The 12,591-nt window shown below is 72.0% G+C and carries 12 protein-coding genes; 6 read left to right on the top strand and 6 right to left on the bottom strand.

Features of this window, described 5'->3' with window-relative positions; genetic code table 11:
• Positions 1-29: 29 nt before the first annotated feature.
• From gltX to DRB89_RS23175, 3 genes are all read right to left on the bottom strand, one after another.
• Entirely contained in the window at positions 30-1,505 is a 1,476-nt protein-coding gene (gltX, locus tag DRB89_RS23185; protein ID WP_112450206.1) for a glutamate--tRNA ligase, read from the bottom strand.
• The gene (locus DRB89_RS23180) at positions 1,498-2,304 is read right to left on the bottom strand and encodes a fumarylacetoacetate hydrolase family protein (RefSeq protein ID WP_112450205.1); all 807 of its coding nucleotides are present in this window, start codon (positions 2,302-2,304) and stop codon (positions 1,498-1,500) included. The genes gltX and DRB89_RS23180 overlap by 8 nt, the downstream gene beginning before the upstream one ends.
• 103 nt (positions 2,305-2,407) lie before the next feature.
• A complete protein-coding gene (locus DRB89_RS23175) occupies positions 2,408-2,593 on the bottom strand; it encodes a hypothetical protein (RefSeq protein ID WP_112450204.1) in 186 nt (61 codons plus the stop codon).
• Positions 2,594-3,195: 602 nt separating this feature from the next.
• On the opposite strand from DRB89_RS23175, the gene DRB89_RS23170 reads away from it, so the two are divergent.
• From DRB89_RS23170 to DRB89_RS23150, 5 genes are all read left to right on the top strand, one after another.
• The gene (locus DRB89_RS23170) at positions 3,196-6,963 is read left to right on the top strand and encodes a nitrate- and nitrite sensing domain-containing protein (protein ID WP_112450203.1); all 3,768 of its coding nucleotides are present in this window, start codon (positions 3,196-3,198) and stop codon (positions 6,961-6,963) included.
• A 9-nt stretch (positions 6,964-6,972) separates the two neighbouring features.
• Positions 6,973-7,386, top strand: coding sequence for a roadblock/LC7 domain-containing protein (locus DRB89_RS23165; protein WP_008739864.1), 414 nt, complete (start codon positions 6,973-6,975; stop codon positions 7,384-7,386).
• A gap of 201 nt (positions 7,387-7,587) precedes the next feature.
• Positions 7,588-8,091: a hypothetical protein gene (locus tag DRB89_RS23160; protein ID WP_112450183.1), complete on the top strand. Its 504-nt coding sequence runs from the start codon at positions 7,588-7,590 to the stop codon at positions 8,089-8,091.
• An 80-nt stretch (positions 8,092-8,171) separates the two neighbouring features.
• Positions 8,172-8,519, top strand: coding sequence for a S26 family signal peptidase (locus DRB89_RS23155; protein ID WP_112450184.1), 348 nt, complete (start codon positions 8,172-8,174; stop codon positions 8,517-8,519).
• Between the two features lie 112 nt (positions 8,520-8,631).
• Positions 8,632-9,249 (top strand): hypothetical protein, encoded by a 618-nt coding sequence (locus DRB89_RS23150; protein WP_112450185.1) that lies wholly within the window; start codon positions 8,632-8,634, stop codon positions 9,247-9,249.
• A gap of 73 nt (positions 9,250-9,322) precedes the next feature.
• On the opposite strand, the gene DRB89_RS23145 is transcribed toward DRB89_RS23150, so the two are convergent.
• The 3 genes from DRB89_RS23145 to DRB89_RS23135 all read right to left on the bottom strand — a co-directional run bounded on the left by DRB89_RS23145 (position 9,323) and on the right by DRB89_RS23135 (position 11,996).
• A complete protein-coding gene (locus DRB89_RS23145; RefSeq protein WP_204357799.1) occupies positions 9,323-10,546 on the bottom strand; it encodes a helix-turn-helix transcriptional regulator in 1,224 nt (407 codons plus the stop codon).
• On the bottom strand, positions 10,539-10,757 hold the full coding sequence (locus tag DRB89_RS23140) for a hypothetical protein (protein ID WP_112450186.1): 219 nt from the start codon (positions 10,755-10,757) through the stop codon (positions 10,539-10,541). Before DRB89_RS23140 ends, DRB89_RS23145 begins: the two co-directional genes overlap by 8 nt.
• Before the next feature lie 183 nt (positions 10,758-10,940).
• On the bottom strand, positions 10,941-11,996 hold the full coding sequence (locus DRB89_RS23135) for a WYL domain-containing protein (RefSeq protein ID WP_112450187.1): 1,056 nt from the start codon (positions 11,994-11,996) through the stop codon (positions 10,941-10,943).
• 147 nt (positions 11,997-12,143) lie between these two features.
• On the opposite strand from DRB89_RS23135, the gene DRB89_RS23130 reads away from it, so the two are divergent.
• Positions 12,144-12,575, top strand: a complete 432-nt coding sequence (locus DRB89_RS23130; RefSeq protein ID WP_112450188.1) for a DUF3224 domain-containing protein — start codon at positions 12,144-12,146, stop codon at positions 12,573-12,575.
• The last annotated feature ends 16 nt before the right edge of the window (positions 12,576-12,591 follow it).

Below are 12,591 nucleotides of genomic sequence, written 5' to 3'. Positions count from 1 at the left end.
CGCCGCCCCCTGCGGGAACGCGGGAACCGCTACGCGGTGAGCTTCGCCAGGGTCGCGTCGACGCGGGCCAGGGCGCGGTCCTTGCCCAGGATCTCCAGGGACTCGAAGAGCGGGAGGCCGACCGTGCGGCCGGTGACCGCGACGCGGACCGGGGCCTGCGCCTTGCCGAGCTTGAGGCCGTGGGCCTCGCCGGCGGTGAGGACCGCCTGCTTGAGGGACTCGGGGTCCGACCAGTCCGCGGCGGCCAGGTTCTCGCGGGCCGTCGCCAGCAGGGCCGCCGGGTCGCCCTTCATCGCCTTGTCCCACGAGGCCTGGTCCTCGACCGGCTCCTTCAGGAACAGGAAGTCGACGTTGGCCGTGATGTCGGACAGGACCGTGACGCGGGTCTGGGCGTGGGGCGCGATGCGCTCCCAGGCCTCGGCGTCGAAGTCCTCGGGCGCCCAGTTGGCGTGCGGGGCCGTGAGCCACGGGGCGCAGGCGTCCGCGAAGGCCTTGGGGTCCAGCTGCCGGATGTGGTCGGCGTTGATCGCCTCGGCCTTCTTGAGGTCGAAGCGGGCCGGGTTGGCGTTGACGTCCGGGATGTCGAACTTCGCCACCATCTCCTCGATCGAGAAGATGTCCTGGTCCTTGGAGAAGGACCAGCCGAGGAGCGAGAGGTAGTTCAGCAGGCCCTCGGGCAGGAAGCCGCGCTCGCGGTAGAGGTTGAGCGAGGACTCCGGGTCGCGCTTGGAAAGCTTCTTGTTGCCCTCGCCCATGACGTACGGCAGGTGGCCGAACTCGGGGACGCCCTTGGCGATGCCCAGCTCGATCAGCGCCCTGTAGAGCGCGATCTGGCGGGGGGTGGAGGAGAGCAGGTCCTCGCCGCGCAGGACGTGGGTGATCTCCATCAGCGCGTCGTCGACCGGGTTGACGAGCGTGTAGAGCGGGGCGCCGTTGGCCCGGACGATGCCGAAGTCCGGCACGTTCTCCGGGGTGACGGAGATCTCGCCGCGGACCAGGTCCGTGAAGGTGATGGTCTCGTCGGGCATCCGGAAGCGGACGATCGAGGCGCGGCCCTCGGTCTCGTACGCGGTCTTCTGCTCGGCGGTGAGGTCGCGGCAGTGGCCGTCGTAGCCGGAGGGCTTGCCGGCGGCGCGGGCGGCGTCGCGGCGGGCGTCCAGCTCCTCGGTGGTGCAGTAGCAGCTGTAGGCGTAGCCGCCGTCCTGGAGCTTCTTCGCGACGTCCGCGTAGATGTCCATGCGCTCGGACTGGCGGTACGGGGCGTGCGGGCCGCCCACCTCGGGGCCCTCGTCCCAGGTGAAGCCGAGCCAGCGCAGCGAGTCGAGCAGCTGCCCGTACGACTCCTCGGAGTCGCGGGCCGCGTCGGTGTCCTCGATGCGGAAGACGAACGTACCGCCGTGGTGGCGGGCGAACGCCCAGTTGAAGAGGGCCGTGCGGACCAGGCCCACGTGGGGGTTGCCGGTCGGGGAGGGACAGAAACGTACGCGGACGTTCGCGTTAGCCACGCTTGATCACCTTGTTGGTGAGAGTGCCGATGCCTTCGATGGTGACGGCGACCTCGTCGCCGACGTTGAGGGGGCCGACTCCGGCCGGGGTCCCCGTGAGGATGACGTCGCCCGGGAGCAGCGTCATGGCCTCGGTGATGTGCACGATCAGGTCCTCGACGGAGCGGACCATGTCACTGGTGCGGCCGAGCTGGCGCTGTTCGCCGTTGACGGTGCACTGGACGGCCAGGTCGCTCGGGTCCAGATCGGTCTCGATCCAGGGGCCGAGGGGGCAGGCGCTGTCGAAGCCCTTGGCCCGGGCCCACTGCTTCTCGCGCTGCTGGACGTCGCGCGCGGTGACGTCGTTGGCGCAGGTGTAGCCGAGGATGACGTCCTTGACCCGCTCGCGCGGGACCTCGCGGCACATGCGGCCGATGACCACGGCGAGCTCGGCCTCGTGGTGGAGGTCCTGGGAGAAGGAGGGGTACGTGATCGGGTCGCCCGAGCCGACCACCGAGGTGGAGGGCTTGAAGAAGGTGATCGGGGCGTCCGGACGGCCTTCACTGTCGAAGATGGCGTTGCCCAGCTCCGCCGCGTGCTCCGCGTAGTTGCGGCCGATGGCCACGATCTTGCTCGGGAGCACGGGCGGCAGCAGCCGGACCTTGCTCAGCGGGACCTTCGTGCCGGAGAGCTCGAAGTCCGCGAACGGGATGCCCTTGATGATGTCGAGGACGAGCTCACCTTCGGCGCCGGGGGCAGTGCTGCCCTCGACCGCGCCGAACGCGACATTGCCGTCGATCGAGAACCTGGCGATGCGCACGTGTTGCGTCTGCCCCTCTGTATTTCCGCTGGCTGGAGTCTGCGGACTCCAGGCTAACGCGGAGGGGGCCGACGCTTCGCGCGGCTTTCGCCGGACACCCCCGCTACTGCGCGGCGGCGGCGACCGGCGCGTCCATCAGGATGGTGCGGAGCGGGTTCGCGGTCTGGGCCGGCAGCTCGACGGTGTGCTCCGGGACCGGTACGGCCTGCAGCTCCTCGGCGTCCTTGAGGTGCGCGAGGGTGGTGCGGCGCGGGTTGGCTATGTTGCGGAACATCATCGTCGTCTTCATCGGAGTCTGGGGCCCTCGGCTCGCTCGGTCGGATGTGGCGGCGGCTGCCGCCGGTGATGCCTCCGGGATGCCGCTTGTCGCACGCGTCAACCCTGTAAAGCTCAAGGCTAAACATCTGGATCCCCCGCCGAACCGGGAAGTAATGGCCACGGCTGTGTGAGTTTGCTCACCCGTGACCGGTTATTAGGGGCATATCGGGCAGTCAATTACACGCGGAAAAACGGACATTGCGCCACTGAATGAGCCATTCCGCTCCCGATCATCGCGACTTGGGCACCTTGACAGGCGTGGAGTTTGGGCGGCGTAAGTCCGATTCCAGATGAATTCGCCCCCACGCCCAGTAGTGCGTGCGTCACAAGCCGTGACCGACTCACCGGGCCGACACTCGCACCTTGTTGGAGATCCGCCTCTGTGCTGGAATTCGCGGGACCGCCGCGGGAATCAGCCGGCGCGCAGGTGGCGCGAGACAGCGCCGAGCGCGGCGGCAACGGAGAGGGAGACGCGCCGGTCACCGACGACCACCATGGGGCGCATTGCCCCACGACTCGACACCGTCCCACCGGTCGCCCGGCGGGACGCCTGGTCCAGAGGTTGCGACGCTAGTGCAGGGACGATTCAAGAGGGATGGCAGCGCTGCGGCGGAGCAGGAGCCGCGCGGCGGGACCGACCGTGGCTCCTCGCCCCAGCACGCCCAAAACCGCGGGCCGGCTGTCGAAGGCGGGGGCCCCGATGCCTCCGCCGCGGTGAAGGCGAAGGGACGCGCCAAGCCCAAGGGCGCGCCCCGGGACAACGACGAGTCGGCCGAGCGCGACACGGCGATACCCCAGGCCCCCCGTGGGTCCGGTTCCCGTCTCGCCATGCAGAACTGGCGCATCAGCACGCGACTCGTGTCGCTGCTGACCCTGCCGGTCGTCGCCGCCACCACGCTCGGTGGCTTCCGCATCAACGACTCGCTCACCGACATCGAGCAGCTCGAGCACATGCAGCTGCTGACGACCATGACCCGGCAGGCCACCAACCTGGCCGCCATGCTGCAGGCCGAGCGTGACAACTCCGCCGGCCCGCTGTCCGTCCCCGGCGCCGCGGGCAAGCCCAACAGCCTCGTCCTGGGCGTCCGCGACCAGACCGACTCCGCCGCCAAGGCCTTCGCCGCCGCGACCGACAAGGTCGACAACGCGGAGGACAAGGACGAGACGCTCAAGTCGATCCGCAACAACATCCTGCAGATCGGCCGCCAGCTCGCCAACCTCCAGCTCATCCGCGACAAGGCGTACCTGAACAGCGCCCAGCAGACCGTCACCGAGTACAACTCGCTGATCGTCTCGCTGCTCTCGCTCTCGCAGGACATGGCCCAGGCCACCTCGAACCCCGAGATGATCAAGCGCACCCGCGCGCTGGCGGCGTTCTCCTCCGCCAAGGAGTACGCCTCCATCCAGCGCGCGATCATCGCGGCCGCGCTCCCCGAGGACCCCGCCAAGGGCGGAAACCTCAGCGAGAACGACCGGCTGTACGCCCTCTCCGCGCTGCACGGCGAGGAGCAGTCGAAGAAGACCTTCGAGCTCGTCTACCAGGGCAAGCCCGAGGAACTCCTCTCGGTGCTCGGCGACGGCAACCAGGAGATCGGCACCGCCGACCACTACGCCCGCCGCGTCCTGAACGCCAAGGACCAGTTCGCCAAGGAGAAGAACCGGTCCTGGATGGACTGGTACGACGCGGACGACACCAAGCTCCAGGCCATGAAGGTCATCGAGCTCACCCTGCTCGAGGACATGGAGCAGAAGGCCCGCGAGCTCAAGAACGAGTCCCAGCGCGACGCCATCATCAACGGTGTCCTGATCCTCCTCGTCCTCGGCGTCTCCCTCGTCGGCGCCTTCGTCATGGCCCGCTCGATGATCCGCTCGCTGCGCCGCCTGCAGGACACCGCGACCCGCGTCGCCCAGGACCGGCTGCCCGAGCTCGTCAAGCAGCTGTCCGAGTCCGACCCGCAGGACGTGGACACCACGGTGGAGTCCGTCGGCCTGCACACCCGCGACGAGATCGGCCAGGTGGCCGCGGCCTTCGACGACGTGCACCGCGAGGCCGTCCGCCTCGCCGCCGAGCAGGCCCTCCTGCGAGGCAACGTCAACGCGATGTTCACCAACCTCTCGCGCCGCTCGCAGGGCCTCATCCAGCGCCAGCTCTCGCTCATCTCCGAGCTGGAGTCCCGCGAGGCCGACCCGGACCAGCTCTCCTCGCTCTTCAAGCTCGACCACCTCGCGACCCGCATGCGCCGTAACGGCGAAAACCTCCTCGTCCTCGCGGGCGAGGAGCCGGGCCGCCGGTGGACCCGCCCCGTCCCGCTCGTCGACGTGCTCCGCGCCGCGGCGTCCGAGGTGGAGCAGTACGAGCGCATCGAACTCTCCTCGGTGCCCGGCACCGAGGTCGCCGGCCGCGTCGTCAACGACCTCGTGCACCTGCTCGCCGAGCTGCTGGAGAACGCGACCTCGTTCTCCTCCCCGCAGACCAAGGTCAAGGTCACCGGTCACGCGCTGCCCGACGGCCGCGTGCTCGTCGAGATCCACGACACCGGCATCGGCCTCTCCCCCGAGGACCTCGCCGCGATCAACGAGCGGCTCGCGTCGCCGCCGACCGTGGACGTCTCCGTCTCCCGCCGCATGGGCCTGTTCGTGGTCGGCCGCCTGTCCCTGCGACACGGCATCCGCATCCAGCTGCGCCCCTCCGACTCGGGCGGTACGACGGCCCTCGTCATGCTCCCGGTGGACGTCGCCCAGGGCGGCAAGAAGCCGGCTCCGATGCCCGGCCAGGGCGGTCCCGGCGGCGCCGGCGCCCAGGGCGGTCCCGGTCAGGGCCTTCCCGGCGCGCAGCCGCAGGGCTCGCTCCCCGGTCCCGGTGCACGGCCCCCCGTGGGCGCCGGCGCGCAGCGCGGCCAGGTCGCCGGCGGCGCCCAGCGCGCGGCCCTGCCCGGCCAGAACGGAGCCCCCGGCGGGCAGCGTCCCCAGGGTCCCGGCCAGCAGGGCGGTCCGCAGGGTCCGCAGGCCGGCCGTCCCCCGCAGCAGCAGGGTGCTCCCGGCGGGCAGACGCAGAGCGCCTTCGGCTCCGGCGCCCCGCTGCCGGGCCGCGGTCCGGTCTCCGGTCCCGGTCCCGGCGCTCCCGGTGGCTTCGGCGGTCCGCAGGCCCGCCCGGTCGGTGGCCCCGCGGCTTCCGGCCCCGGCGGCTTCCCGCAGGGCAACGGCTTCGAACGTCCGCAGCCGCCCCAGCAGCAGCCGCAGCAGATGCCGATGCAGCCCCAGCAAGCGCAGCAGGCGCAGCAGGCGCAGCAGCAGACCGGCGCTCCCGCGGCTCCGGCCGCGCGCGGTCCCCGGCCGCAGCTGCCGCCGCGCGGTGGCGCTCCCCGTCCGGAACTCCCGGGTGCGGGCACCGGCCCCGCCGCGGTCCCGCAGGCCACCAGCTGGGGCTCGGCCCAGCGCGGGCACGACGTGCCGCGCGGCCACGACGAGCTGTCGGGCCCCGGTTCGACCTCCGAGTTCCCGCGTCCCGACTTCAACGCCCCGGCCCCCCAGGGCGGCGGCGTACGGGCCGACTACACCGACAACAGCGGTACGGGCCAGTTCCCCCGCCCGGACTTCGCGGACCCCGCCTCCACCGGCCAGTTCCCCCGCCCGGACTTCCAGGGCCAGCGGCCCGGCGGTCCCGGTGTCGGCGGCTACGGCCAGCCGGGCCAGGTCCCGCAGCCCCAGGGCGAGTACGCCCCCGTACCGCCCGCGCGCCCGGAGGCTCCGCGGCTTCCGCAGGCGCCCCGCCAGCCGGAGGCGCTGCCCCCGGCCGGACCGAGCGCCGGCGGCCGCAGCCCGATCTTCGACACGCTGGAGTCGAACTGGTTCCGCCAGGAGGGCAACCAGCCCCCCGCGCAGGCGCCGGCGGTACCTCAGCAGCCCGCTCCCGCGGCTCCGGCCGTGGCCTCCCCCCAGCGCCCGCAGCAGCCTTCGCTGCCGCAGCGCGGCCTGGAGCAGGCGCCTGTCGAGCCGGCCGAGCCGGCGCAGGCTCAGACCGGCGCGATGCCGACCGTGAGCTGGCGCTCCTCGCCGAACGACGAGCTGATGCGGCAGGCCGAGCGCGTGCGCCAGCCCGCCGCGGGCGGCATCACCACCTCGGGGCTGCCCCGCCGGGTACCGCGGGCGAACCTCGTGGCCGGCACCGCGCAGCAGCAGGCCGAGGCACAGGCCGGTCCGCAGGTCTCGCGCGCACCGGACGACGTCCGCGGCCGCCTGACCAACCTGCGACGCGGTATCCAGCAGGGGCGCCAGGCCGGCAACAACGGCCCGGCCACCGGCAGCCACCACATCGACCCCACTTACCAGCAGGAGCGATAGTTGAGTTCGATGAGCCAGGCGGCACAGAACCTGAACTGGTTGATCACCAACTTCGTGGACAACACCCCCGGGGTGTCCCACACGGTGGTGGTCTCCGCCGACGGCCTCCTGCTGGCGATGTCCGAGGGTTTTCCCCGTGACCGCGCCGACCAGCTGGCGGCCGTCGCCTCCGGCCTGACCTCGCTGACCGCGGGAGCCTCCCGCATCTTCGAGGGCGGCGCCGTAAATCAGACCGTGGTCGAGATGGACCGCGGCTTCCTCTTCCTCATGTCCGTCTCCGACGGATCCTCGCTGGCCGTGCTCGCCCACCCCGAGTGCGACATCGGCCTCGTGGGCTACGAGATGGCCCTCCTCGTGGACCGCGCCGGCAGTGTCCTCACCCCGGACCTGCGCGCGGAACTGCAGGGAAGCCTGCTCATCTGACTGCACACCTCCCGGCCGGACGGTACTTCCGGCCGGGAGCCCGGGGCACCCGCCCCGGAACCCAGTACCCCCGCCAGGCCGTCATACCGGTCATGCCCCCATTCGATCAGCGGGGGCCGTCCGGGGAATCGGGGCGGATACTCAGGCCGTTGGGTGTGAGGTACTCAGACGCGGAGTCGGACGGATGAAGGGCGGCGGCCAGTGACGACACCCGGGCAGGGGTTCGAGCCGGCGAGCGGGGACGGCCCGGCGCCACCCGCGGCGGGACGGGCGGCGGAGCTCCGTACCGCCTACGAGGGCATGGTGCAGATCCGCCGCCTGGTCAACGGACCGGCGGGGGCCGGGGTTCCCGCGCCCTGGGAGCTGCGCCTGATGCCGCGCGCGGTGGCCCTCGCACTGGAGGCGGCCGGCATCCCCCCGTCGGCACAGGACCCGCAGGACCCTCTGGCCGCGCAGGATCCTCTGGCCGCGCAGGACCAGTCGGCCCCGCGCACGCGGACCGGCTACCGGGTGGGCCCGGCCGCCTCCGGAGCCGGCCGGGTGGAGGTCACCTGGCTCGGCCCGCCGGGCAGCGGCGCCGCCGAGGAGGAACAGGAACGCCTGACCGCCTGTGCGGCGGCGCTCGAACCGCTCGGCTGGGTCTGCCTGTTGTACCGGGGTCCGCGCCGCCGCCGGTTCCTGGAGGTGGAAGCGCCGACCCCCTGACCCGGCCCCCTGACCGACCCCCTGACCCGGCGGCCGAAAACCGGTACCCCTGCACGGCGGTACCGAGGCACACTCGCCCGATGGGAATGCTCGACGTACAGGCGGACCGCGTCCGCGCCGGCGCGACGGTGGAGTTCCGGCCCACGGGCACCTCGATGGTCCCGCTCGTCCGCAGCCGCCAGCGGGTCCGCGTCGCCCCGGCCGAACCCGCCCTGGTGGAGCCCGGTGACATCGTCCTGGCCCGGGTGTCCGGCACGGTGTACCTCCACCTGGTGACGGCGGTGGACGCCCCGCGCCACCGGGTCCAGATCGGCAACAACCGGGGCCACGTCAACGGCTGGACGAGCCGCGACCGCGTCTTCGGCATCTGCGTCGAGGTGGAGGGCGTTGCCCGCCCCGGCGCGGCGGCCAAGGTACGCGCAACCTGAACTTCCGTGAACGGCGGCCCACGTCCTACGAGTTGGACGCCTGATTTGCCGTGAACATGGCGGTCGCTCTAGAGTCGCCGCCGTTCAAGGTCATTTACGGAGACACGGTCACATGCGCATGAAATCACTGCTGGCATCGTCGGCAGCCGTCGCTGCTCTGCTCACGCTCACCGCTTGCGACGACGGAGGCGGCACCGGCAACCCGAGTCTCGGCGGCATCGGCGCACCCAACGGGTCCAACGGATCCGCCTCTTCGAAGGGGACCGGCTTCAAGGGCCTGCCCAAGGCCGGCAACATGGCCGGCGCCGCCCGCATCGTCGGCATGTACACCGACTGCAAACAGGTCAGACCCCTGCTCGACAGCTACAACGGCTCCAAGGCGGACCCCGACGCCGAGTACGACAAGTCCTACTCCGTCACCGAGCGCGGCTACTGCGACAGCCGGGGCAGGACCAGCATCTTCATGATCAAGGATGCCAAGGCCTTCCAGACCGCCTACAAGGCGGAGGTCGACAAGGAGAAGGGGAGCGGAAACCGCGACACCGGACCCGTCATCGGCCAGGACTTCGCCACCGGGTCCGAAGACGCGGACGTCATGATCGCCATGGTCGCTCCGCACACCGGCCTGATGGTCCTCAACTGCCACGCCGACTTCAGCCCTCCGAGCGGCTACCGCAAGGAACCGGCCCTGGTGAAGGGCTGCGTCCTCACCGACTACTTCAAGGACTGACCGGCTCGCCCGGCAGGGACGCCGTGCCGGACCCGGGCCCGGGGCGTGCCGGGCGCGGCAACGGCTTCGGGACTCAGACGATCGACCTGATGGTCTTGTCCGCGTACCGCAACGTCTCGTCGATGGCCTTGTCCATCTCGCGCACCTCATCGGGCCCTGCCGTGAGGAGGGCAGGGACGTTGATGATGCTCGCGGCGAGGAAGCATCCCCCCACGGTGAGGAACTCCTTGTACCGTTCCCGCCCCTCGCGCCCGAGCGATTCCCAGTCCCGGGGCTCCGGCGGCAGACTCGCCCTCCATTTCTCGAGGGCGTGGGTGCCGTGGACTTCGACGTACTCCATGATGTCCGTGGCGCGCGACAGTACGTCGACCATCGTGTCGAAGCCCTTCTGCGACTGGTCCAGAGCCGCCTCCGCGGCCTCGACCTCGGCTCGGAGGCGTTCCTCCTCCTTCTTGGTCCGGCGCTTCCTCAAGACGTAGAAGCCGGCGGCCGCCAGCGCCGCCGCCGGGGCGGCGACCATGCCGGTGAGCAGGAGGATTCCCCCCGCCATGCCCGCACCGCCCGCGGCCAGCGTGCCTCCTCCGAGGAGGGCCAGCGTCGCGTTGGTCGCGGCGACGCCCGCCAGGGACGAGATGGCCGCTCCCGTGGAGGCGCTCCCGAACAGCGCGGCCGCGGTGAAAGCACCGTAGGCCGCGGCTCCGCCGGCCGCCGCCCCGGCCGCACCTCCGGCGGCGGCACCGCGGATCGCGTTGGCGATCCCGGCGGACATGGCCTCGACGCGTATCGCCGTAGGGGTCTCCTCCGCGCTCTCCGCCTCCTCCTCACCCGGCCCCTCCGGCTCGGGCGCCCCGCTGATGCCCTTGGCCAGCTCCACGAACCTCATGAAGAACTCGTCGCGGACGACGTCATGGACGCGGTTGAAGGCTTCCCCGTGTTCTTGGGTGATCTTCGACCGCTGGGCCGCCTTCTCGTTGATCTCGGCATGACGTCTCTTCGTGTCCGCGACCTGGTCGCGCAACTTCACCGGCCGCTGGCCCCGCTCGCGGGTGAGGGACCTGGTCCGGTCCTCCGCCTCCTGCTTGAGTTGCGCGGGTGTCAGTTGGAGGGCGAGGGCGAGGGCGGCCAGCCGGTGCTCCCCGGGGCTCACGAGCCCGCGCTCGATCCGGGAGATCGAGACCGCGCCGCCCTTCCCGTAGTCGGCCCGCTCGGCCAACTCCTCCTGGGTCATCAAGGGTCCCTGGGCCTGGCGGTGTTCGCGGATCACCAGGCCCATCGCCTCCGCGCTGAAATCACTCACCGGTTCCGGTCCCCTTGGTCAGCGGGCTGTGGCGACGCCAGGAGGACCGGGCCTCACGTGCCAGCGCACTGCCGGAGCGGAAGGTCTGGAGGCTGTCCTCCGCGAACTGCTTGGCCGCCTTGATGACGGCCGGGTCACGACGGACGTCGTCGGCGGTCTGGATGTTCTGGGCGGCGATCAGGGTCAGTTGGACGAGGTTGAGGCGAGGCATGGCAGTGGACCTTTCGTCGCTGGGAGCACCTACGCGTGTGCAACATAGCGTCACTTAGTGCGCGGCGTCCGCACTATGGCGGAATCGACCGCACCAACGACACGCCCGTCGAGGGCGGTCCGGCTGTCGGGGCTCAAGGCCCCGGGCGCGGTACTCCCTTCCGCACCGTCAGGCCGTGGATCATCACCGCGCGGCCGGGGCCGGCGCGACCCGATCGCCGGCGGCCTCCCCGCCGTAGCGTTCGGCGAGTTCGGCGACCGACCGCGCGAGGGCCCGGCGCAGTTCCGGCGGGGCGAGCACCTCGGCCTCCGCACCGAGGCGGAGCAGGTCGCCGACGGCGATGGACTCGGACTCGACGTCGAGTTCGGCCCGTACCCAGCCGTCCGCGTCGGGCGGTCCGGCGGCGGCGAGGGCGCGGACACCGGCCGCGCCGAACCACATCGGCAGCAGGCGGCGGGCGCGCGGGGAGAGCCGGACGAGGGCGGTCTGGCGGAGCGCGGCCGCCTCCATCCGGCGGGCGGACTCCTCCCAGTACGCGGCGAGTTCGAAGCCGGCGGGCCGCTCGAACTGCCCCGGCAGGGTGTCGACGGCGAGGAACCGCCCCACCCGGTAGGTCCGCACGGCACTCCGGGCACCCTCGGCGGCGGGACCCTCGGCGGCGACCTCGGCACCGGAGGCGGCCCGTGCCACGAGGTACCAGATGCCACCCTTGAGGACGAGGCCGAGCGGCCACAGGTCGCGCTGGACCTCGCCGTCCCAGCGGCGGTAGTGCGCGCGCAGGATCCGCTGGTCCCACACCGCCCGGGCGATCGCCCCGAGGTGCGGCACCGGGTCGGCGTCGCGGAACCACGCGGGGGCGTCGAGGTGGAAGCGCTGCTGGATCTGCCGGGCCCGGCCCGCGAGTTCGGCGGGGAGGGCGGCCTGGAGCTTCAGCTGGGCGGCGGCGAGGTCGGCGCCGAGCCCGAGGTCCCGGGCCGGACCGGGGGCGCCGGCCAGGAACAGGGAGCCCGCCTGCGCGTCCGTCATGCCGGTGAGTCGGGTGCGGTAGCCGTCCATGAGGCGGAATCCGCCCGCCGGCCCGCGGTCCGCCCGGACGGGCACTCCCGAGGCCCCGAGGTGCTCGATGTCGCGGTAGACGGTCCGGACGGAGACCTCCAGCTCGGCGGCGAGTTCGGGGGCGGTCATCCGGCCGCGGTTCTGGAGCAGCAGGAGGAGGGAGAGGAGCCGGTCTGCGCGCATGCCGCCATTGTCAGGCATACCTGACAGGAGATGTCAGGTACACCGGCCAGGCTGTCGAGGTACCGGCGGGCCGCCGGGCGCGGACGGGCCGACCGACCGCACCGGCCCGCACCTGCCCGCACCGACCACCCCGAACCAGGAGCTCCCATGTCCACACCCACACCCGCCTCCACCACCCCCGCCGGCGGCTTCACGTTCAAGAACTGGGAGGAGCACCCGGTCGGCACCGCCGACGCCCCCTTCCCCCGGCTGGCCCGCGCGGTGGTCACGAACGCCTTCACGGGCGTCGTCACCGCCCCGGAGACGGCGTGCGCGTACACGATCGCCTATACCGGGGAGAACACGGGCGCCTTCGCCGGCATGGAGCTGGTCACCGGTACCGTCGGCGGCCGCAAGGGCAGCTTCGTCCTGGAGGAGCGGGGCACCTTCGACGCCACCGGGACCACCCGCTGCGCGTTCGAGGTGGTTCCCGGATCGGCGACGGCCGACCTGGCCGGGCTCACCGGCTCCGGCTCCTTCGTCCACCGCCACGGCGAGACCTCGGTGGACTACGCCTTCACCTACGACCTGCCCCGCTAGACCGCCGGACCGCGCC

The organism is Streptomyces sp. ICC4 (genome assembly GCF_003287915.1).
Classification (GTDB): Bacteria; Actinomycetota; Actinomycetes; order Streptomycetales; family Streptomycetaceae; genus Streptomyces; species Streptomyces tritrimontium.
This window is presented reverse-complemented; position numbering and strand designations above follow the sequence as displayed.